Annotated in this window: 18 protein-coding genes and 1 riboswitch; of the genes, 10 read left to right on the top strand and 8 right to left on the bottom strand. The window is 48.2% G+C overall.

The genetic code is table 11. The features are described 5' to 3' along the window. Nucleotides 1-97: 97 nt before the first annotated feature. Nucleotides 98-1,594: a butyryl-CoA:acetate CoA transferase gene (locus AC1HCU_RS01415; RefSeq protein ID WP_480368151.1), complete on the bottom strand. Its 1,497-nt coding sequence runs from the start codon at nt 1,592-1,594 to the stop codon at nt 98-100. 26 nt (nt 1,595-1,620) lie between these two features. Beyond that, complete coding sequence (locus tag AC1HCU_RS01410; protein WP_480368148.1) at nt 1,621-2,145, bottom strand: hypothetical protein; 525 nt, start codon at nt 2,143-2,145, stop codon at nt 1,621-1,623. Between the two features lie 256 nt (nt 2,146-2,401). Between AC1HCU_RS01410 and miaB the strand changes: the two genes are divergently transcribed. The 4 genes from miaB (at nt 2,402) to AC1HCU_RS01390 (ending at nt 4,928) form a co-directional block, all read left to right on the top strand. After that, nucleotides 2,402-3,751, top strand: coding sequence for a tRNA (N6-isopentenyl adenosine(37)-C2)-methylthiotransferase MiaB (gene miaB / locus AC1HCU_RS01405; protein WP_480368145.1), 1,350 nt, complete (start codon nt 2,402-2,404; stop codon nt 3,749-3,751). A gap of 151 nt (nt 3,752-3,902) precedes the next feature. Then, nucleotides 3,903-4,145, top strand: a complete 243-nt coding sequence (locus AC1HCU_RS01400; RefSeq protein WP_480368142.1) for a YtxH domain-containing protein — start codon at nt 3,903-3,905, stop codon at nt 4,143-4,145. 25 nt (nt 4,146-4,170) lie between these two features. Next, a complete protein-coding gene (locus tag AC1HCU_RS01395; RefSeq protein WP_321722036.1) occupies nt 4,171-4,548 on the top strand; it encodes a phage holin family protein in 378 nt (125 codons plus the stop codon). Further along, entirely contained in the window at nt 4,545-4,928 is a 384-nt protein-coding gene (locus AC1HCU_RS01390; protein ID WP_480368140.1) for a hypothetical protein, read from the top strand. Before AC1HCU_RS01395 ends, AC1HCU_RS01390 begins: the two co-directional genes overlap by 4 nt. Before the next feature lie 33 nt (nt 4,929-4,961). On the opposite strand, the gene AC1HCU_RS01385 is transcribed toward AC1HCU_RS01390, so the two are convergent. After that, nucleotides 4,962-7,244 carry a RelA/SpoT family protein gene (locus AC1HCU_RS01385; RefSeq protein ID WP_480368137.1) on the bottom strand — a complete coding sequence of 761 codons (2,283 nt, stop codon included), beginning with the start codon at nt 7,242-7,244 and terminating at the stop codon, nt 4,962-4,964. A 193-nt stretch (nt 7,245-7,437) separates the two neighbouring features. Continuing rightward, nucleotides 7,438-7,534: riboswitch (TPP riboswitch) on the top strand. Between the two features lie 108 nt (nt 7,535-7,642). Here AC1HCU_RS01385 and AC1HCU_RS01380 point away from each other — a divergent pair. Beyond that, the gene (locus tag AC1HCU_RS01380) at nt 7,643-9,907 is read left to right on the top strand and encodes a TonB-dependent receptor (protein WP_480368134.1); all 2,265 of its coding nucleotides are present in this window, start codon (nt 7,643-7,645) and stop codon (nt 9,905-9,907) included. Beyond that, entirely contained in the window at nt 9,908-10,468 is a 561-nt protein-coding gene (gene pnuC / locus AC1HCU_RS01375; RefSeq protein ID WP_480368132.1) for a nicotinamide riboside transporter PnuC, read from the top strand. Here the strand turns inward: pnuC and lplA are convergent. The 5 genes from lplA to AC1HCU_RS01350 all read right to left on the bottom strand — a co-directional run bounded on the left by lplA (nt 10,465) and on the right by AC1HCU_RS01350 (nt 16,733). Then, on the bottom strand, nt 10,465-11,460 hold the full coding sequence (gene lplA, locus AC1HCU_RS01370) for a lipoate--protein ligase (protein WP_480368129.1): 996 nt from the start codon (nt 11,458-11,460) through the stop codon (nt 10,465-10,467). The two genes, pnuC and lplA, sit on opposite strands and share 4 nt — an antisense overlap. 302 nt (nt 11,461-11,762) lie before the next feature. After that, the gene (gene lpdA, locus AC1HCU_RS01365; RefSeq protein WP_480368127.1) at nt 11,763-13,478 is read right to left on the bottom strand and encodes a dihydrolipoyl dehydrogenase; all 1,716 of its coding nucleotides are present in this window, start codon (nt 13,476-13,478) and stop codon (nt 11,763-11,765) included. 57 nt (nt 13,479-13,535) lie between these two features. Continuing rightward, nucleotides 13,536-14,645, bottom strand: coding sequence for a dihydrolipoamide acetyltransferase (locus tag AC1HCU_RS01360; protein WP_480368125.1), 1,110 nt, complete (start codon nt 14,643-14,645; stop codon nt 13,536-13,538). Between the two features lie 7 nt (nt 14,646-14,652). After that, nucleotides 14,653-15,654 (bottom strand): alpha-ketoacid dehydrogenase subunit beta, encoded by a 1,002-nt coding sequence (locus tag AC1HCU_RS01355; protein WP_480368123.1) that lies wholly within the window; start codon nt 15,652-15,654, stop codon nt 14,653-14,655. A gap of 80 nt (nt 15,655-15,734) precedes the next feature. Further along, nucleotides 15,735-16,733, bottom strand: a complete 999-nt coding sequence (locus AC1HCU_RS01350; protein ID WP_480368120.1) for a thiamine pyrophosphate-dependent dehydrogenase E1 component subunit alpha — start codon at nt 16,731-16,733, stop codon at nt 15,735-15,737. A gap of 334 nt (nt 16,734-17,067) precedes the next feature. Between AC1HCU_RS01350 and AC1HCU_RS01345 the strand changes: the two genes are divergently transcribed. From AC1HCU_RS01345 to AC1HCU_RS01330, 4 genes are all read left to right on the top strand, one after another. After that, a complete protein-coding gene (locus AC1HCU_RS01345) occupies nt 17,068-17,502 on the top strand; it encodes an Rrf2 family transcriptional regulator (RefSeq protein ID WP_321721982.1) in 435 nt (144 codons plus the stop codon). A gap of 51 nt (nt 17,503-17,553) precedes the next feature. Next, the gene (locus AC1HCU_RS01340; RefSeq protein ID WP_480368118.1) at nt 17,554-19,800 is read left to right on the top strand and encodes a nitric-oxide reductase large subunit; all 2,247 of its coding nucleotides are present in this window, start codon (nt 17,554-17,556) and stop codon (nt 19,798-19,800) included. Between the two features lie 77 nt (nt 19,801-19,877). Continuing rightward, nucleotides 19,878-20,603, top strand: coding sequence for an iron-sulfur cluster repair di-iron protein (gene ric, locus AC1HCU_RS01335; RefSeq protein WP_480368115.1), 726 nt, complete (start codon nt 19,878-19,880; stop codon nt 20,601-20,603). Between the two features lie 83 nt (nt 20,604-20,686). Then, a complete protein-coding gene (locus tag AC1HCU_RS01330; protein WP_480368113.1) occupies nt 20,687-21,313 on the top strand; it encodes a thiamine diphosphokinase in 627 nt (208 codons plus the stop codon). The last annotated feature ends 2 nt before the right edge of the window (nt 21,314-21,315 follow it).

Here is a 21,315-nt window from a genome sequence, read left to right as displayed (position 1 = left end):
GGTAAAAAACATAAAATTTCACCTATTGCTGACAACGAAAAAAGCGATCCGTAATTGGGGTCGCTTTTTTATGAGGATAATTTATTCTCTTTCAGAATCAGGGTTTCCGATATTTCGAAAAATCGGTGTTCATCATGCTGCCCGTCTCTGCCAGAGCATGATGGAAAGCAAAACAGGCATACAGATCCTGCGGAATATGCCCTTTTACCCCACGACTCAGATATTCGTGCAGGAGAGGACGATAATCAGGATGGGCACACTTTTCGATAATCTCCACTGCACGGTTCTTTGGTCCTTTACCCCTGAGATCGGCAACCCCATATTCCGAGACAATGATTTTCACCGAGTGTTCGTTGTGATCTTCGTGTGTCACCTTGGGCACGATGCAGCTGATAGATCCATTCTTGGCAGTGGATGGTGTGAGGAAAACCGAAAGATAGGAGTTTCGGGTGAAATCTCCCGATCCGCCGATCCCGTTCATCATCTTGGTACCGTTCACGTGGGTGGAGTTCACGCTGCCGAAAATATCCACCTCTATGGCCGTATTCAGTGCGATGATGCCAAGACGTCTGGCAAGGCCCGGATTGTTGGATATTTCAGAGGGGCGCAGGACCAGTTTATTTTTAAAGAAAGCAAGGTCATCGTAAAACCTGTGCAGTACCTCGTTGCTCACAGTAAGCGAGCAGCCACTGGCAAAGGAGATATTTCCCTGCTGCATCATGTCTATCACCGCATCCTGTATTACTTCCGTATATACCTCGAAGCGGGGTATCTCCGGATTACTGCCCATGGAGCCCAACACAGCATTGGCAATGTTTCCCACACCCGACTGGATGGGCAGAAAATGGGCGGGAATACGTCCGGCTTTCATCTCAGCTACGAAGAACTCAGCCACGTTGTTCCCTATGCGGGCCGTGACCTCGTCGAGCGGAGCAAAGCCTCCCCCTTCACCGTCTTTTTCAGTTTCTACCACAAAAATCTTCTCTGGGTTTACCTTCACATAGTCAAGTCCAATCCGGCTCTGCACCTCATAGATCGGTATCTCACGCCGTTTGGGAGGATCCTGCAACTCATAAATGTCATGAATACCGCGTAACTTCGTTGGCACTTTCTTATTCAGCTCCACGATGACAATATCTGCCAGGCGACAGATCGTGGGCGTAATACCCACGCCGGTGGTCGGTACAATTTCTCCTTTTTCCGTCACATCACATGCCTCAATGATGGCCACATTTATTTTTCCAAGGAAGCCATATCTTATTTCCTGTGCCAACTGCGACAAATGCAGATCGAAGAAATCAAACTCACCCCGGTTCAGTGCGGCACGCATATCCTTGTTGGTCTGATAGGGGGTACGAAATTTAATCGCTCCGGCACGTGCAAGTGCTCCATCGATGGAGTCGCCGGTGGAAGCACCGGTAAAAACACCAATCCTGAAAGAGTTGCCTTGGGCATGCTCTGCCTCCGCCCTTTTGGCAATCTCTACCGGCACCACTTTTGGGCAGCCGGCATGGGTAAAACCGCTGAAGCCTACGTTGTCATTATCTTTCACAAGAGACGCAGCCTCTTCAGCACTGATAAATTTTAAAGCCATATAATATTTATGTAATAAACGTGTAGTCAGTATTTCCTGCCAATGATTTCGCCGATTATCAGGCCTTTAATCAATTCATTGCGGCCCGATTCACCATAGAGTTCCGCCACAAGCGGGTGTGGTGAGCCTCGCTTTTTTCCGTCGGTAATAGTTTCGGCCATTACATCCTGCATTTCAGCTATATCAGCAGAATCGGTATCTTTCTCGTATGAAGAATCAGCATCGTATACAAAAATAGAACCTTTCAGTGATGATTCTTTTGCAAAATCGGTAGTCAGTTCCATCGAAGAGCGGAAGGTTGTTCTTTCCGTCTCATTACGCACAACCGGCAATGGAGGGAGTGTAGTCCGGGTCTTGGTTACTGGTTCCTGTTCAAACCACGGAGCGAGTTCCTCTTCCTCGTCATACGATCTGGAAGTTTCAGTAAAAGGCCGTGGCTTCATTTCAGATTGCTGCTTCTGCTGATTTTTCTTCTTCCTGGAATCATTAAAAAATCCCAATATCATAAAAAATACCAGAAGGACTAAATAAATGATATCACCAGACTCCATATTTTGATTAATTTTGCAACAGGACAAAAATAGTGATTTTTTGCGTAATTAAGCGTTTTTGGTGATAAAAAAATCCGGGAGTAACTTCACAGTCACTCCCGAATATTTAACCAAAACCTTAACTATGAAAAAATTTTTATTTTTTTCATTACAAAAATAGGACATTGAATATTTATATCCAACTTTTCCATCCACAAAATGAATATTTTAACATTTCGGCAGATAAAAAAATCAATCGCAGCTAAAAAAATGAATCATGCAAACAGATAAAACAACAGATAAAAAACTTTTTATTGAAACTTATGGTTGCCAGATGAACGTGGCCGACACCGAGGTAGTGGCTTCCATCATGGAAATGGACGGCTACACACTGACGGATAATGACCGGGATGCGGACGCCATTTTCGTGAACACCTGTTCCATCAGGGAAAACGCAGAGCAGAAAGTAATTCAGCGTCTGGAATATTTCAATTCATTGAAAAGAAAACGAAAAGATCACCTTATTGTGGGTGTACTGGGATGTATGGCAGAACGGGCCAAATCTGAACTGATAGACCGCTACCATGTGGATGTGGTGGCAGGGCCCGACGCCTATCTCGATCTTCCAAACCTGGTGGGCGCTGCTGAGCGTGGTGAAAAAGCAATGAACATCGAACTTTCAAAAACGGAGACCTACAAGGATGTGGTTCCATTGAAGCTTGAAGGAAGCAATATCTCCGGATACATCTCAATTATGCGTGGCTGTGACAAGTTTTGCACCTACTGTATCGTACCTTTCACGCGTGGGCGGGAACGAAGCCGCGAGCCGGAGAGTATCCTCAACGAGTTGCGTATCATGCGCGACAAAGGATTCAGGGAAGCCATTCTTCTGGGACAGAATGTAAATTCATACCGCTACCATGAGGATGGTAAAACCATTGGTTTCCATGAATTGCTGGCCATGGTGTCGGAAGAAGCACCCGAAATGCGCATCCGCTTTACCACTTCACATCCATGGGACATGAACGACGAAACCCTGGAAACCATTGCCCGATACAAGAACCTGTGCAACTACATCCACCTGCCCGTGCAGTCGGGAAGCTCACGTATGCTCAAGCTGATGAACCGGCGCTATAACAGGGAATGGTATCTCGAAAGAATTGCTGCCATAAAACGGATCATCCCCGGATGCGGCCTGTCGACCGACATCATGTGTGGTTTTCATGCCGAAACAGAAGAAGATCACCAGGAAACGCTGTCACTGATGAAGGAAGTAGGATTCGATTCGGCATTCATGTTCAAATATTCGGAGCGGCCGGGTACCTACGCGGCAAAAAGGCTGGAAGACAATATACCCGAAGAGATTAAAAACCGCCGCCTGCAGGAGATCATCGACTTGCAGCTGGAGTTGTCACGCCAAAGCAACGAGAAGGATATGGGAAAGGAATTTGAAATACTGACTGAAGGTTTCTCAAAACGCTCCCGTGAACAACTTTTTGGTCGTACAGACCAGAATAAAGTGGTCATTATTGATAAAAAGAACCACCGTATAGGGGAATTTGTGAAGGTGAAGATAACCGGCTTCACCCCGGCCACATTGCTTGGGACTTCCGTGGATGCCGATTGACCCGGAACAGATTCCCATGCATTTGTAAAAACAATTTTGGCAAAAAAACGTTTTACATTCATGTAGGAAGCCAAAATGCTTTAGTAATGAGGTTTTCAATGAACGAACCGACTATAGTATAAAAAAGTATTCACCATTAAACGCAAAAATTATGAAATCAGAAGCAAAATTATTATTAGGTTTAGGAATTGGCATTGCACTGGGTGCTGCCGTAGGCTACATTATGGGGACCGATAAGCGTGAAGAATGGCTTGAACAGGCCAATGAGCTTGCAGATAAGATAAAAGCAAACGTAAAGTCTGCCATCTACAAAGGCAAAAGTGAAGTGCATGATTTAAAGGAAGATATCGATGACATTGCAGAAATTGCAAAGAAAGAGCTTGCCAAACAATAAATGATTTTCAAACCCCCGGGAGACGATGGAAGAAAAAAAAGTAAGTACGTTGTTCGAGGAGATGCGGAATGATATAGCCAAATTTATCACCAGTACCCTTGAGCTCGGAAAACTGGAAGCGTATGAAAAAATCAGCCTGAGTGCATCGACTATCTTATACGGTTTCATTTTAGCCGCCACAGCGCTATTCGCACTTTTGTTCATTTTGGTAACAGCAGGACTTTATCTGGGTGAAGTTCTGCAGAGCATCTGGCTAGGATTCGGTATCGTAGCAGCGTTTACGCTGCTTGTATTCCTCATTATCCTGGCTTCAGGAAGGCCGTTCAGAAAAAGATTCACCAGCCGTGTGATACGGTTTCTCATGGAGAACGACAATAATGATGACAAAAACAGCAAGAAATGAGTACTTATAAACTAACTCCGCTCGAAGAACTGCGTTTGGAAAAAAAACGATTGAGAGAGGAACGTGCCATTGCCAGCCGGCGACTCGCTTATCAACTACAGTACCTGAACGACAACTGGGGATCGATGCTCACCAAAGGGGTGTCCTCCTCGGTCAAGACGAAAATTGCTGAAACAATGGATAATTTGTCTGGAGGATCTTCCCACGCCCTCACGCCGTTTGTCACCAAAAGGGCAAATCCCTGGATAAACTTCGCGTTATCGAATATGCCACTGATAGGATCCATCGCCTGGGGAATAGCAAAACCGGCCATACTCGCCTTTGCTGCAAAAAAAGTAAGTTCGTTCCTTTTTGGAAGAAAAAGAAAAACGAAGAGATAAACCCGTTCATGCCGGTTTCGCCCGGTGTAATTTTTAAAGAGGAGATCTGTGGACGGTGCTTACGCCGTCCACTTTTGCTATCTTGGCACAGAGTTGATTCACTTCTTCCGCACTGTGCACGTGCAGGTTAAAGATTCCCTCAAAGATACCATCTTTTGAAGACACATTCACACTTTGTATGTTTACCACCACATCTTCTGCGAGCTTGGCCAGGATGGAGCCGAGAATACCGATCCGGTCGATCCCGGTAAACGCGATGGAGGCTAGGAATGAGTACTGACGGTAGTCGCCCCACGCCACGGCAATAATGCGGTCGCCAAAACTCGATTTCAGCTTCAGTCCTGTCTGACAGGAACGTTTGTGCACTTCCACCTCTTCCTTCTCCGTGACATACCCAAATACATCGTCGCCCGGCAACGGGTTACAACATGCAGGTACAATAAAGTTTTTCCGGAACTTCACTTCGGTAAGCTGGAAAACCTCTTTCCTGTTCACACTGAATTTCTCCTGTTCCGGCCTCAGAGTGGGCGGTTCAACGTCTTTCTTCATGCCTCTCTGATCGGACGAAGGCTTCTTGATGGCATTCATGGCCTGCTTCATGTAACGCACAAACAGATTGTCCTGTTTTTCCGGTTCCTCCCTTATCTTAAAAAAAGCATTTTTACTGGCCGGTAGTGTTATGTCGTTGTTTCCGATCAGAAAATAAAGGTCTTCCTTATTCTCGGCTTTGTAGGCATGCAGAATCTTGTTGAACAAAGTATTGTCTATGGGTTCCTTGTTGAACAACTCTTCAAGCATATTTTTTCCAATCTCTGCAATGCGGCGGCGCTGTCGGCGCAAAGAGGCCTCAATCTTTGTCCGTGCCTTGGCTGTCGTCACGAAGTTAAGCCACTCAGGCTGGGGGTTGACCGACTGGGAGGTAAGTATTTCTATCTGATCACCGCTGCGAAGCTGTTGGCTAAGTGGCACCAGGGTATGGTTTACCTTCGCCCCCAGACAATGATCACCAATGCGGGTATGGATGGTATAGGCAAAATCGAGTGCGGTGGCACCCTGCGGCAGCGTTTTTATTTCCCCCTTGGGGGTAAACACGAATATTTCCGATGAGAAAAGATTCATCTTCACCGTATCCAGAAAGTCAATGGCATTGGGATTCGGATTAGAGAGTATCTCCTGTATGGTTTTCAACCATTTATCCAGTTCATTGTCTTCTTCAATCCTGTTTTCCTTATATTTCCAGTGTGCTGCAAAACCTTTTTCAGCAATATCATCCATCCGGCGACTTCTGATCTGTATCTCAATCCACTTCCCATCGGGCCCCATTACGGTGAGGTGGAGAGCCTGATAGCCGTTTGCCTTAGGATGGCTTACCCAGTCCCGTATACGGTCGGGACGTAGCTTATAGATATCGGTGATGGCCGAATAAATATCCCAGCACTGTTTTTTCTCGTCCATACCGGGGAAGACCTCAAAAATGATACGCACCGCGAAGAGGTCATACACCTCACCGAATTCAATACCCTTGGTCTGCATCTTATTCCAGATGGAGTATACCGATTTTACACGGGCTCGCATTTCGTAGGTGATATCCATCTTATCGAGAGCCCTGACTACCGGGACTGCAAAATGCTCGTAAACTTTATTGCGTTCAGGCGCCGTCTCTTCAATCTTTCTAGTAAGGTCGGCAAAAGCTTCGGGATGTTCATACTTGAAACAGAGCTCTTCCAGTTCGGTTTTGATGGCAAACAGCCCCAGCCGGTGAGCCAGCGGGGCATATATATATAATGTCTCGCCGGTAATTTTGAACTGTTTGGTAGGCGCCATGGAAGAAAGTGTGCGCATATTGTGCAAACGATCGGCTATCTTGATCAGAATCACCCGGATATCGTCGGACATGGTGAGCAGCAACTTCCTGAAATTCTCAGCCTGTGCCGACACGTTTTCCCCGAACATTCCGCTCGATATCTTGGTCAGTCCGTCCACAATCTGCGCAATCTTGTCGCCAAACAGGGCACGTATATCTTCCACAGTGTAGTCGGTATCTTCCACCACATCATGAAGCAACGAGGCAGAGATGGAAGTCGACCCCAGTCCCATCTCCCGGGAAACAATGCGGGCTACCGACAGGGGGTGTATAATATAAGGCTCACCCGACCGGCGCCGGGCACCTTTATGTGCCTCCTTCGCCATGTTAAAAGCCCGGGTGATGATATCCACCTTCCGCCGATGATTGGAATTCAGGTAGTCATTCAGTAACCCCTGAAATTCCTCTTCAATCATCTGATCTTCCACTGTCAGTTTATCTTCGTCACTCATCGTTTGTTCGACAATTTTAAAGCCCCAACGTTTAAAGTGAACGAAATTACAAATAAATAAGCAGATAATTCAAATCCAGCCTCAATTATTTGAAAGGTGAGGTATATGAAGAAACAGAATGATACATGTGGGAGCCGTTCAAGATGTTAAAATGTCCGGATTCATTGTTTATTGTATAAAAGTACTTACCTTTGCCCCTTAACAGGGGTGCCCCACATATACGGGCTGAGATCATACCCAAATTACCTGATCCGGATAATGCCGGCGGAGGGAAAAAAAAGTGCTCACGTTCCAGTGACGCTTTCTATGGTATACATCTTATATTATTCCCCTTTTTTATTTCACTAACAACCGATGAATCCGCTGTATGGCAAGATTCATCTAAAATTTTTAAGAAAATGAAAAAGGTATTTTTATTGTTTATGCTGATAAGCCTATCAGCAGGTTATCAGGCCTCGGCCAATTCCGGATCCTCACCAGTGGAAGCAGCAGCGCCCGACAGCCTCAATCACATCCAGCTCGAAGAGGTGGTTGTCTCGGCTACAAGGGCAGGAAGCAACACACCCGTGACACACAGCAACATTACCGGGAGTGCTATCTCCGAACGCAATTCGGGACAAGACATTCCCTACATTTTGTCTCTCGAACCCTCTGTTATCGTTACCTCCGATGCCGGCACAGGTATCGGCTACACCGGCTTTCGCATACGCGGGACGGATGCCAATCGTATCAACATCACCGTAAACGGCGTACCTTTGAATGATTCGGAATCACATGGTGTTTTCTTTGTCAATATGCCCGATTTCGCCTCTTCTCTCTCTTCCATCCAGGTACAACGGGGCGTGGGAACATCCACAAGCGGTGCCGCAACATTCGGCGCGAGCGTGAACATGCAGACCGAGAACGTGAGCCGGTTGCCATATGCCGAAATTGGCTCATCCTACGGCTCATTCAATACCAGCCGCAACACATTGAAAGCGGGTACAGGCCTTATCAACAACCGTTTCGCCATAGATGGACGGTATTCAACAATCGCCTCCGACGGGTATATCGACAGGGCATCGGTAAACATGCGCTCATATTATCTCGCCGGAGCATATCTGGCTGAAAATACCGTTCTTAAATTTGTCACATTCGGAGGGAAAGAAAAAACATACCAGGCCTGGAACGGTGTAGACCTGGATCTGGTGCGACGCGATCCATTGAACTACTCACGCAGCTACAACGATTTGGGGCGGTATACCGATGACGAAGGCCATGTGAAGTTCTACAATAACCAAACCGACAATTATACCCAAACACATTACCAACTGCATGCCATGCATCAGTTCTCCCCATCCCTGTATCTTAACGCAGCTTTGCATTACACGGCGGGGAAGGGCTTTTATGAGGAATACCGAACAGACCGGAAGTATGTTGAATACCTGCTCACCCCTGCCGTGGAAAACGGCGTGGAACGGAAAAAAACGGATCTTATCCGCCAAAAATGGCTCGATAACGACTTCTACGGAGCCACCTTCGCGCTGAATTATACACGGGAGCAACTCGGATTGATCTTCGGTGGAGGCGCAAATTCGTATGAAGGTGATCACTTCGGGAAAGTCTTGTGGGTACGCCATCCAAACAGTTTCGACCCCGACAAAGAGTGGTATCGCAGCAAAAGTAAAAAAAATGATGCAAACATTTACCTGAAATTAAATGTGGAGCCGATACGTGATCTGTTTGTATATGCCGATGCACAATACCGCTACATAGCGTATGACATGCGGGGCAAGGATGATAAATACGATGAAACGGCAAACGCGATGCGCGATATCACGCAAGAGCATACCTTCTCCTTCTTCAACCCCAAAGTGGGTACAACCTACCGGTTGAATAACCGGAACAACCTCTACGCTTCATTCTCCGTGGCCAACCGTGAACCAAACAGGAACAACTACACCGACGCGGGACCCAACGACAAGCCTACCAGTGAGCGGTTGTACGATACCGAAATAGGATACCGATATCAATCTCCTGTCGCCAGTTTCGGTGCGAATATTTATTATATGAAATACAACAACCAGTTGATTCTCACAGGGAAAATCAGCGAAATAGGAGAGATGCTAACGACCAATATACCCGACAGCCACCGCGCGGGAATCGAACTGACCGGAGGCGTACAAATAAGCCCCTTATTGCGTTGGGATGGCAACGTCACATTCAGTCAAAACAAGATTAAGAATTTTGTGGAGCAGGATGTCGATGTATACGATGCAGATTGGAACTGGGTCGACTCCCGATCCAACGAGCTGGGTAACACGAACATCGCCTACTCCCCCGACATCATCGCCAACAGCATCCTTTCGTTCTCCTACCGCGGTTTCGAAACAGCCCTGCACAGCAATTATGTGGGGCAACAGTATCTGGATAACACCTCCAGCAAGCAACGCAGTATTGATGCCTATTTCGTGAACAACCTGCGCGCAAGCTACTCCTTTGATCTTCCCCATCTCGAGTCGGTGACCCTGGGTGTCTGGGTAAACAACCTGTTTAATGTGGAGTACGAAACAAACGGTTACAATTGGTATAGCTACTACCTGGACGGGAAACGGGTTAATGAAAAGCGTTACTTTACCCAGGCGGGAACAAACGCACTGGCAAGCATCACAATAAGATTTTAAATGCAATCCATCGAAATTATCGGCGCCGTCATCGGCCTGCTTTATTTGTATCTCGAATACAAAGCCAACAAATGGCTATGGCCGGTGGGCGTCGTGATGCCGGTGGTATACGTGTGGATCTTCTTCCAGAGCAAGTTTTATGCCGATATGGGAATAAATGTGTACTATTTTTTCGCCAGCATCTATGGCTGGATATACTGGACACGGCACAAACAACAGGAAGAGAGGGAGCTGCCCGTCACCCACACCCCGCGGCGCCATCTGTTACCGCTCGCGGTGGTGGGTGTAGCTCTTTTTGCTGCTATCGCTTATATTCTGGTGCGATACACCGACAGCCCGGTTCCGTATGGCGACAGCTTTACCACCGCCCTGAGCATCCTCGGAATGTGGTTGCTGGCACGCAAGCGTGTAGAGCAGTGGCTGTTCTGGTTCATGGTAAATATTGTGTCGTGCGGGCTCTATCTCTGGAAGGGGCTTTACCCCACCTCAATCCTTTTTGCCATCTATTCAATCATTTCCGTCTTTGGTTACTTTAAATGGAAGCGTATGATGAAGCATTAGCCCACAATGGCATCGGTAAGTTCATCGATGGAGAAACCTGAAAAATAGGGAGAGATATCGAAAGAGGAGAGTCTTTTGCGGACCTCGCCGGGAGTATATTTTACTCCCTTCAGAAGATGCTGTACCTCGGCAAGGTCACTCCTCACCCCGAAGAAAGTACCATAGAAAGTGACATCCTCAATAACTCCCTTTTTTGTATTGATAAACAGTTGCATCTTCCCCGCGGGATAACGTCGCTCACGCACGATCTCCGCAGTGGGGTTGCTGCCAAAATTCCATGTCCAGCTGCCAAACTTTTTGCGGCGCCTTTCTTCAATGGCCACCAACTCCTCATCGCTGAAGAGGTACTCCCTCATCTCCGGGTATTTCTGCTTCATGTGTGCCAGAATCTTATCCGCAAACTCGGTCACGGTAATCTTCTCCGGCAGGTTAGGAAGGATGTTGTCCACGCGGCTGCGCACCGACTTCACCCCTTTGGCATCGACAATCTTATCCGATGATTCCAATGCCTTTGAGAGTACCGTAAGATCCACATCAAAGAGGATGCATCCGTGGTGCATCACACGCCCTCCGAGATAGGCCTGCGCATTGCCACTGATCTTTTTACCGTTGATGGTGATGTCGTTCCGGCCCGTAAACTGAGCTTCTACGCCCAGATCCTTTAATGTTTGAATCACCGGCTCGGAGAAGGCTTTAAAGTCGAACCTCCTGCTGTCACAATCCTCGTTGGAGATGATGGTATAGTTCAGGTTGTTGAGGTCGTGATAAACGGCACCACCACCCGAAATACGGCGCACCACATGGATACCCTTCTCCTTCACGTACTTTTCATTGATCTCGGCATGGGTATTCTGATTCTTGCCCACAATGATGGAAGGTTCGTTGATCCACAGAATAAAAATCTTATCGAACTGCGTCATCTGTTTAAAACAATACTCCTCCAGCGCGATATTAAAGTCGGGCTTGTTCGACTGACTGACGATATATATCATTGGTTATCCTTTAAAAAATTAAACCGTGCAAAGGTAAAAAAAGAAGATCAATTCCGGCTGTTGTAAGCCCGAACCGATCCCCTTAGAATTCAAGTTTATGTTTCTTCCGTAGTTCCTTTATTGCTTGCAATCAAGACGGAGACATTCAGATATTTTGTGGAGGCCCGTCATGAAAAATGAGCGAGCCTTCTACTCATTTAACTTACGAAATAGTTCTACTCTTCAGCTCGCGCGAGCGATAATGAGTCACAAAATTTCGACAGTCGGCGACTTAATTGCAAACAAAGAACTTCTGTCTGATATTATTTCTTTTTCTTCGGAATAATATGCACCGCTTCACCCAGCACATCGGCAAAAGCCTCGAAGATTGCCTCCGAGTAAGTGGGATGGCCATAAATGGTGTTCACCACCTCCTCCACGGTAATCTCCATCTCCATGATCAGGGAAGCCTGGGTAATAAGTTCTGCAGCCGACGGTCCCAGGATATGTACACCCAGCACCTCGCCATAGCGGTTGTCGGCGATCACCTTCACGAAACCCTCCGCTTCACTCGATGCCAAAGCACGGCCATTGGCATTGAAGTTAAAACGTCCGATGCGAATATCGTCACCATACTTATCCCGTGCCTGCGCCTCCGTCAGTCCCACCATGGCCACTTCGGGCAGGGTGTAGACCACCGATGGTGCGGAGAGCAGCTTCACCTGGCGGTGATTGCCTTTCACTGCATTATCCGCTGCCACCTCACCCATGCGGAAGGCCACGTGCGCCAGCATCTTGATCCCATTGATGTCGCCCGGAGCATAAATACCCTTCACACTGGTCTCCATATACTGATCCACTTTGATCCTGCCTCTTTCGGTCTCAAACTTCACTTCTCCCACTGCTTCAAGATCAGGTACACGCCCTATTGCCAGCAGTGCCTTATCGGCTATGACAGAATCCTTGCCTTCAATCTTGATCTCAAGCTTATCTCCCTTGTCAACCACCTCGGTAACCCGGGCCGATGTGACCACTTCAATTCCTTTCTTTTTGATTAATCGGGTCAGCTCTTCAGTCACATCCTCGTCAAACATAGATACAATATGATCCATCATCTCCACAATGATCACCTTCGAGCCAAGTCCCGCGAAGGAAAGTCCCATTTCGGCACCAATCACGCCGCCTCCCAGCACTACCATGGTTTCGGGAACCTCTTTTATGTCGAGCAGGTCGTCGCTCGTCAGCACCTTATCGTTCTGAATACCCGGGATGTTGATCATGAATACCTTGGAGCCGCCGGCAAGAATAATCTTGTCGGCCTTGATGATCTTTGCATCATCCACCACCACATCTTTATTCTTATTGATCTTCCCAAATCCCTTGTAGATATCCACACCGTTAGATTTCAACAAAGCCTCCACGCCGCTGGTAAGTTTTTTCACCACGCCATTTTTGAACGCCACCACCTTCTCCATATCGATTCTGATCTCCGGATTCTCAATGATGATTCCCCTGGCTGCGGCATGCTTGATATGCTCCACTATTTCTACATTCTTCAGATAAGCTTTTGATGGTATACAACCCACATTGAGGCAGGTACCCCCGAACACGCCCTTCTCCACTATAGCCACCTTGGCTCCCAGCTGAGCTGCCCTGATGGCGGCCACATAGCCTGCCGGTCCGCCACCGATTACCGCCACGTTGTAACTGTCCTCGAGGCGGATCATCCGTTTATCCTCTTCGCTTTCTTCGGCCCCGGTATCTTCAAACTCTTCAGGCATCAGGATGTCTACCGATTCATTTTCATTCCCAATATAACCAATTACTGTAGTAACCGGCACCGTTTCATCGTTGTGATGCACGATTTTCAGCAGGATTCCTGAAGCTTCTGCCTCAATCTCCATACTGGTCTTGTCGGTCATAATCTCGAGGATAATCTCACCTTCCTTCACCGGGTCGCCCTCTTTTTTCAACCATTTCACAATTTGCCCTTCGGTCATGTCGATACCTGCTTTGGGCATGATTATTTCAAAAGCCATATCTTTTTGTTTTCTGTTTTTTGTTTTTAGCTTTTAGCTCTATATTTTATTGGCACATTAGATGAACAGCGTCAACGGATTCTCCATGGCCGCTTTCAAATCGGTCATGAATTTTGCTCCCGTGAGCCCGTCAATCACCCGGTGATCGGCTGTGAGGCTTACCTTCATGATGGGGCGGATCACAATTTCACCATCCCGCGGTACCGCCCTCTGCTGTGTGGATGATACACTCAGAATGGCAGAGTTGGGCTGATTGATGATGGCTGTGAACTCATCCACACCATACATTCCCAGATTGCTTATGGTAAAGGTGCTTCCCGCCTGTTCGTCGGGCAGCAGCTTCTTCGAGAAGGTCCGCTCGGTAAGGTCCTTCATTGCCACAACGAATTCGCTCAGCGACATCTTGTCGGCACCCTTCACTACCGGCACCAGCAAACCTTCATCCAGACCCACCGCCATACCCAGGTTCACATAGTTGTGAAAGGTGATTTCGGTAGCATCCTTGTTCAGACTCGAATTGATATATTTATGCTTAGGCAACGTCTTGATTACAGCCATCGAAATCAGATCGGTCACCGTTACCTTCTTTCCGGTCTTCTCCATGATGGGTTCAATCAGCCGTTTGCGTAATGCAAGCATTTCGGTCATATCGATCTCCCAGGTCTGTATAAAGGTGGGGGCACCAAAGAAACTCTCCGACATGCGTTTTGCAATAATCTTACGCATCTGCGTCATAGGTACCGTCTCTGAATCACCTTCAGCAGCCGGCTCCCTGACCGTCTCCGCCTTCACGGGAGTTACAGCCTGCTTGCCAGGAGCAGCCTTGGTAACCTGCGGAGATGGTGACGCCATCTGATAGCCGTAATCATCGAGCATAAAACGGGATTTTATCTCCTGGTCATCTATCAGCTGAAGCACATCGTCCTTCATTATCTTATTTCCGTAACCGGTACCCTTTACTCCTTTCAGGTCGATATTGTGGATGTCGGCAATACGTTGTGCCAGCGGGGAAATATGCGTTTTCTCCTCGTAGTTGAAGCCGGCGATGTCATCTCTATGGATGCGTCCCTTATATCCTGTGCCGGTCACGTGAAAGAGATCCACTCCCAACCGTTTGGCCAGGCTTCTCGCTGCCGGCGTAGCCCTCAATTTCCTGTTTTCCATCATTCCTTTTTTATCGGTTATTGACCAGCCTGAGGATGTACTTCTTGATGCGATCCACGCTCGGGATCATGGCCGTCTCCAATGTCTGGTTATAGGGAATGGGTACATCTTCGCCGGCCAGTCGCAGGATACGTCCGTCAAGGTAGTCGAAAGCATCACTCTCGGCAATCGTGGCTGCCACCTCACCAATGAAACCACTCGTCTTGTGGGCATCATTCACCAGTAACACCTTGCCTGTCTTCTTCACCGACTCAATCACGGTATCCTTGTCGAGTGGAGACAGGGTGCGCAGGTCTACTACCTCCACCTCCACGCCTTCGGCTTCCTTCACCTCTTCGGCCGCTTTCATCACACGTTCAAGCATGCGGCCGTAAGTGACCACCGTCACATCTTTCCCCTCTTTCTTTATTTCGGCCTTGCCGATGGGCAGGATGAACTCGGTGTCAAGAGGCACCTCTCCCTTCATGTTGTATTGTGCCTTGTATTCCAGGAATATCACCGGATTATTATCTCTGATGGCCGCCTTTAACAGTCCCTTCACGTCGGCGGGAGTACCCGGGGCAATTACCTTGAGGCCGGGGATATGGGTAAACCATGCTTCGAGCGATTGAGAGTGCTGTGCTGCCGATCCCACGCCGCCCCCTGCGGCAGCACGGAACACCACCGGTATCTGCCCTTTGCCGCCGAACATATATCTTGTTTTCGCAGCCTGGTTTACAATATTGTCCATCATGTAAACGATAAAGTCCATGAACGTAACATCCACAATGGGGCGCATACCGGTCATGGCTGCACCAATGGCAGCGCCGGAGATTGCATTTTCCGATATGGGAGTGTCTCTTACCCGTTCCTTGCCAAACTCTTCAAGCATTCCCACCGAGGTACCGAAATCGCCGCCGAAGATACCCACATCTTCTCCCATCAGGAATACATTCTCATCGCGCCGCATCTCTTCCGACATTGCCAGGATGATCGCATCACGCACGGACATCAATTTTGTCTCTTTTTCCATTTATCTGTTTTCTGTACTGTTGTTTTTTTAGCGGGGTTCCCTGAAGCCCCATTTTTATTAACGGTATACCGAAGAGGCAATCAGGGTGCGTATATATCTTCAAAAGCCGACTCCAACGTGGGCTCGGGACTGCTCAACGCGAACTTTACCGATTCCTCTACCGCTTCTTCAGATGCGGTCTCCTGCGACTTAACTTCCTCTTCCGTTGCAAGTTTGTTTTCGAGTATATAATCTTTGAAGCGTGCAATGGGGTCCTTTTTCTTCCACTCATCCACTTCTTCTTTGGTACGGTATTTTCCCGGATCCGAGGTAGAGTGCCCAAGCCAGCGGTACGTGATCGATTCTACCAGTACGGGGCCATTTCCTTCGCGGACATATTGCACGATCTCTGCAAACTTTTGATAAACAGCCATCAGATCATTTCCGTCTTCAATAAAATGTCCAGGGACACCGTACGCCGAAGCACGCTGGTAGTTGTAATCAATGTTGATCACACTGCTGATGGGTGTACTAATACCGTACATGTTGTTGATTGAGTAAAAAATGACCGGCAGTTTCCAGACCGATGCCAAATTCAGGGTCTCATGAAACGTGCCCTCATTGACAGCACCATCTCCAAAAAAACAAATAACAATCTTGCCTGTTTTTTTTATTTTCTGGGTAAGCGCAGCGCCAATGGCCATGCCCATGCCGCCTCCCACAATGCCGTTCGCACCGAGGTTGCCTCCGTCGAGGTCCGCAATATGCATGGATCCTCCTTTCCCCTTGCAGGTTCCGGTGGCCTTACCCATAATCTCGGCCATCATCGCATTGAGGTCAATCCCCAACGCAATACTCTGTCCGTGACCGCGGTGATTGGAGGTGATCAGGTCCGACCCTCTTTCAATGGCCGCAATGGCACCCACATTTGCCGCCTCTTCACCTATGGAAAAATGGGTCATTCCGGGTACTACTCCTTTTTTTACCAGCCGGTTAACTTTATTGTCGAAATTGCGAATATCAAGCATCGCCCGATGCATTGCCAACAATTTTTCCTTGGGAATATCCGACTTATTCTTTTCTGTTTTTTTTCTCGCCATAATAGCTCTCTTAATCTTAAATCTTTCGTGAATGTTAATATAAATAGAATGATTCTACATAAGAACATTTGTTGAAAGCGATTGTTTGAAAAGGATCGATATTTAAATTTTATTAAGATCTTGCGCTGAATGGCAGGAAGTACTTTTTTCAACTACCTCGAAGACAAAAAGAAAGATTGTGATAAAAAATTAAAGACATTTTTATCTGAAATTAAAATTATTCAATATCTTTGTCATTCAACAAATATTTGCGGGTGGGGTAAATCTGGAAAATAATGTGATAATTTCACTGACTCGTCCCCCCCTGCATGAATAAGAAAGGAGACCAGACGACATGTTTTCGAAAACCTGTGAATATGGCATCAAGGCGGTGCTTTATATTGCCCGGCAATCACTCCGTCACGTTCGCTCCAGAATGAGCGACATCGCGGAGCAGACCGGTTCGCCCGGGGCATTTACGGGAAAAATACTGGGGGCTTTATCCAGAAATGGAATTATCGACTCCTACACGGGCCCGCACGGGGGATTCGAAATCAGGCAGGAGCAGCTCCACAACATCACCATTGCCGACATTGTGCGAGCAATAGAGGGTGATGAGTTTTTCGAAGGCTGTGTACTGGGACTGGGAATCTGTGACGGGGAGCATCCCTGTCCCATGCACCATTCGGTGGAACCCTTCCGAAAGGGAATGTCCGAGGTACTACATCATACAACGGTTTATGAACTGGCTATGGGATTAAAAAACGAAGATTCCTTGTTAGTTCGATAATTACTCTGGAAATATGGAACGACAATTATTCACCTTTAACAAAAAACTGGTATGTCACAGAAGAAGTTATGGATTGCACTGACAGCAGTGATTGTTTTATCTTTTGCCGTACTGCTTTATTACGGTAATCAAATCTATCAGCAGGCCCCACCCGTACCCGCAGAGGTCGTGGATGACACAGGTACCGTGCTGTTTACCGGGGGAGATATCAAGGACGGGCAGAACATCTGGCAGAGCATCGGCGGACAGGAGATAGGTACGGTCTGGGGACATGGTGCCTATGTGGCGCCCGACTGGACGGCCGACTATCTTCATCGCGAAGCACAGTTTCTGTTGAACAAGTGGTCGCAGGAAACACACGGAACAGCCTTCGACCAGTTGACACGGGAGCAGAAGGCAACACTGGAAAGCAGGCTGCAGACATTCCTGCGCGAGAACACGTACAACGCGTCGTCGGGCAGGCTGGTGATCAGCAGAGAGCGATATGAAGCTTTCCTTGACAACAAGGCGCATTACACCGGCCTGTTCATGAACGATCCTACGCTCGATGAACTTCGCAATGCTTATGCTATCGCAAAGAACACCATCAAAACGGAGGAGCGCATGGACAAGATGGTACAGTTCTTCTTCTGGGCTTCCTGGGCCTGTGTAACCAACCGCCCGGGACAGGATATCACCTACACCCACAACTGGCCACCGGATGAGCAGATCGGCAACGTGCCGACAAGCGACCTGATCTTGTGGACCGGCTTCAGCATCATCATGCTGTTGTTCGGTATCGGCATCATGATATTTGTACATGCCCGCACCCGCGCAGAGGAGATTCTGCGGCCACTGGACGATCCGCTGATGAACCAGGTTGTCACTCCTTCCATGTGGGCCGTGAAAAAATACTTCTGGGTGGTGAACCTGTTAATCCTGGCTCAGGTGTTGCTGGGCGTCATCACGGCGCACTACGGTGTGGAGGGAGGTGGCTTTTATGGCATTGACATCACGGGCATCATCCCCTACTCCATCACACGTACATGGCATGTGCAGCTGGCCATCTTCTGGATAGCCACCGCCTGGCTGGCTACCGGTCTCTATATTGCACCATCGCTCAGCGGCAGGGACCCAAAATACCAGAAGCTGGGCGTGAACATACTGTTTATCGCACTCATCATAGTCGTAGGCGGCTCATTGATAGGACAATGGTTTGGTGTGATGCAGAGACTAAACCTGGTCAACAACTTCTGGTTCGGTCATCAGGGATACGAATACGTAGACCTGGGCCGCTTCTGGCAATGGCTACTGGTAGTGGGCCTGTTTTTGTGGCTCTCGCTGATGATCCGGCCCATCCTGCCGATCATCAAAAAAGGAACTTCAGAGAAAGGATTACTGATCCTCTTTCTGATCTCCTGTGCCGCCATTGCACTGTTCTATGCAGCAGGACTGATGTGGGGGCGAACGAGCAACCTGGCTGTCGCCGAATACTGGCGCTGGTGGGTGGTACATCTCTGGGTGGAAGGATTCTTCGAAGTCTTCGCCACTGTGGTAGCCGCCTTCCTTTTTACCCGTATGGGATTGCTAGGTATCCGCTCGGCCACCAACAACGTGCTCTTTGCTACCGTCATCTTCCTCACTGGAGGTATCCTGGGTACCTTCCACCATCTCTATTTCACCGGAACGCCTACCGCTGTAATGGCTTTGGGAGCTACTTTCAGTGCACTGGAAGTGGTACCTCTGGTGCTGATCGGATTTGAGGCCTATCACAACTATCGTATGAGTAAATCCACCGAATGGTTAGAGGATTACAAGTGGCCCATCTACTTCCTGCTATCCGTATCTTTCTGGAACTTCCTGGGAGCCGGCATCTTCGGATTTATTATCAACCCGCCCATCGCACTCTTTTATATGCAGGGACTGAACACGACGCCAGTACATGGGCATGCGGCCCTGTTCGGGGTATATGGCATGCTCGGCATCGGACTTATCCTGTTTGTGCTACGCAGCATGTACCGGAAACAGAGATGGAACAACAGGCTTATCTCCTTCACCTTCTGGACACTCAATATTGGCTTGCTGCTGATGGTGGTATTAAGCCTCCTGCCGGTAGGCCTGATGCAGACCGTGGCCAGTGTGAAAGAGGGAATGTGGTATGCCCGCTCGGCCGAGTTCATGCAACAGCCGCTTGTAGATTTCTTCAAGTGGTTGCGTGTTATTGGTGACACCATCTTCGCCATAGGTACCCTTACCCTGTTCTGGTTCGTGTATCAGCTTACCATTAAAAAGAAGAAAAAACCTACGGAAAAACCGTAACCCTTTGCAATAACTCATCCTTGGAGCCGCCATCGCGGTTTATGTCCGTCGACGGCTCCTTTAAATTTTAATTTATTATGGACATTAACAATCAAAGTATTATCGGAAAAATTGTGGCGGAAAACTACAAAGCTGCCTCCATTTTCAAACAATACCGTATCGATTTCTGCTGTAACGGAAACAGAACCATTGCCGATGCAAGCCGCGACAAAAAGCTTGACGAAGGAAAGCTCATCAATGAGCTGCGGGAGGCAATAAACAGGAAGCAGGACGGGGAGATCGACTTCCAGTCGTTCCCGCTCGACCTGTTGGCCGACTACATCGAGAAGACGCACCATCGTTATATCGAAACCAAAATTCCGGAGATCACACCCTACCTGAATAAGATCGTGCGGGTCCACGGGGAGAATCATCCCGAACTGGCGGCAGTGGAAAAACTGTTTCTGGAGTCGGCGGGCGACCTTACGGCACATCTCAGAAAGGAGGAGCTGATGCTGTTTCCACACATCAGGCAGCTGGTAAGAATATCACTGTCGGGCGGGAAACTTCCTCAGGCAAAAGCAGGCACGGCAGCTGCAATGATTGCCCAGATGGAGCACGAACACGATGCAGAAGGAGAACGCTTCCGTACCATCAGCGAGCTCACCGGTGACTATACCACGCCCGACGACGGCTGTAATACCTACCGCGTGACACTGGGCCTGCTGAAGGAATTCGAGGAAGACCTCCACCGTCATATCCATCTGGAAAACAACATCCTTTTCCCGAAATCAATAGCATTGGAAGAATCGCTGACGGTATAGGACCAGAGGTACAAATAAGGTTGGGAGCGGCATTTTTATGCCGCTTCTTTTTGTACCTTTGTCTCTGCCAAAATAAAAGATGAATGGATATATTGCCAAGGATATCTACTGTAATCATTGCCAACGGACGGTTCCCCAGCCACCCCCTGCCGCTCTCCCTGATCGAAAGGGCTGAATATATTGTCTGCACCGACGGCGCCGCCAATGATTTTATCGCCCATGGCGGCAGGCCCGATGCCATTGTGGGCGATTGCGACTCCGTCTCGGAGGAGAACCGTCTTCTTTACGCACATATACTACATCGCGATCCCGATCAGGAAACCAACGACCTCACCAAATCGGTACATTTCTGCGTAAAAAACGGGAGAAAGGAAATTGTTATTGTGGGAGGTACCGGCTACCGGGAAGATCATACGCTGGGAAATATCTCATTGTTGGCCGACTATATGGAGGAAGCAACAGTAGAAATGTATACCAACTACGGCATTTTTACTCCCATGCGGGGTTCAGTTGAATTTAGCAGTTTTCCGGGGCAACAGGTCTCTCTCTTTCCCATAGACCGCACTGCCGTGACCACTCGCAATCTCAAATACCCACTCACCGGCCGGATACTCACCAACTGGTGGCAGGGAACACTCAATGAGTCGCTGAACAGCGCCTTCACCGTGATATCATCCGGCAGGGTTATCCTGTTCAGGGTATATGCCTGATT

This window comes from Proteiniphilum sp. LBM24028 (assembly GCF_056629195.1).
This window is presented reverse-complemented; position numbering and strand designations above follow the sequence as displayed.

Excerpts from the sequence above, each read along its gene's own strand:
- AC1HCU_RS01415 (WP_480368151.1), bottom strand. The coding sequence starts at position 1,594 with ATGGCTTTAAAATTTATCAGTGCTGAAGAGGCTGCGTCTCTTGTGAAA.
- AC1HCU_RS01410 (WP_480368148.1), bottom strand. The coding sequence starts at position 2,145 with ATGGAGTCTGGTGATATCATTTATTTAGTCCTTCTGGTATTTTTTATG.
- miaB (WP_480368145.1), top strand. The coding sequence starts at position 2,402 with ATGCAAACAGATAAAACAACAGATAAAAAACTTTTTATTGAAACTTAT.
- AC1HCU_RS01400 (WP_480368142.1), top strand. The coding sequence starts at position 3,903 with ATGAAATCAGAAGCAAAATTATTATTAGGTTTAGGAATTGGCATTGCA.
- AC1HCU_RS01395 (WP_321722036.1), top strand. The coding sequence starts at position 4,171 with ATGGAAGAAAAAAAAGTAAGTACGTTGTTCGAGGAGATGCGGAATGAT.
- AC1HCU_RS01390 (WP_480368140.1), top strand. The coding sequence starts at position 4,545 with ATGAGTACTTATAAACTAACTCCGCTCGAAGAACTGCGTTTGGAAAAA.
- AC1HCU_RS01385 (WP_480368137.1), bottom strand. The coding sequence starts at position 7,244 with ATGAGTGACGAAGATAAACTGACAGTGGAAGATCAGATGATTGAAGAG.
- AC1HCU_RS01380 (WP_480368134.1), top strand. The coding sequence starts at position 7,643 with ATGAAAAAGGTATTTTTATTGTTTATGCTGATAAGCCTATCAGCAGGT.
- pnuC (WP_480368132.1), top strand. The coding sequence starts at position 9,908 with ATGCAATCCATCGAAATTATCGGCGCCGTCATCGGCCTGCTTTATTTG.
- lplA (WP_480368129.1), bottom strand. The coding sequence starts at position 11,460 with ATGATATATATCGTCAGTCAGTCGAACAAGCCCGACTTTAATATCGCG.
- lpdA (WP_480368127.1), bottom strand. The coding sequence starts at position 13,478 with ATGGCTTTTGAAATAATCATGCCCAAAGCAGGTATCGACATGACCGAA.
- AC1HCU_RS01360 (WP_480368125.1), bottom strand. The coding sequence starts at position 14,645 with ATGATGGAAAACAGGAAATTGAGGGCTACGCCGGCAGCGAGAAGCCTG.
- AC1HCU_RS01355 (WP_480368123.1), bottom strand. The coding sequence starts at position 15,654 with ATGGAAAAAGAGACAAAATTGATGTCCGTGCGTGATGCGATCATCCTG.
- AC1HCU_RS01350 (WP_480368120.1), bottom strand. The coding sequence starts at position 16,733 with ATGGCGAGAAAAAAAACAGAAAAGAATAAGTCGGATATTCCCAAGGAA.
- AC1HCU_RS01345 (WP_321721982.1), top strand. The coding sequence starts at position 17,068 with ATGTTTTCGAAAACCTGTGAATATGGCATCAAGGCGGTGCTTTATATT.
- AC1HCU_RS01340 (WP_480368118.1), top strand. The coding sequence starts at position 17,554 with ATGTCACAGAAGAAGTTATGGATTGCACTGACAGCAGTGATTGTTTTA.
- ric (WP_480368115.1), top strand. The coding sequence starts at position 19,878 with ATGGACATTAACAATCAAAGTATTATCGGAAAAATTGTGGCGGAAAAC.
- AC1HCU_RS01330 (WP_480368113.1), top strand. The coding sequence starts at position 20,687 with ATGGATATATTGCCAAGGATATCTACTGTAATCATTGCCAACGGACGG.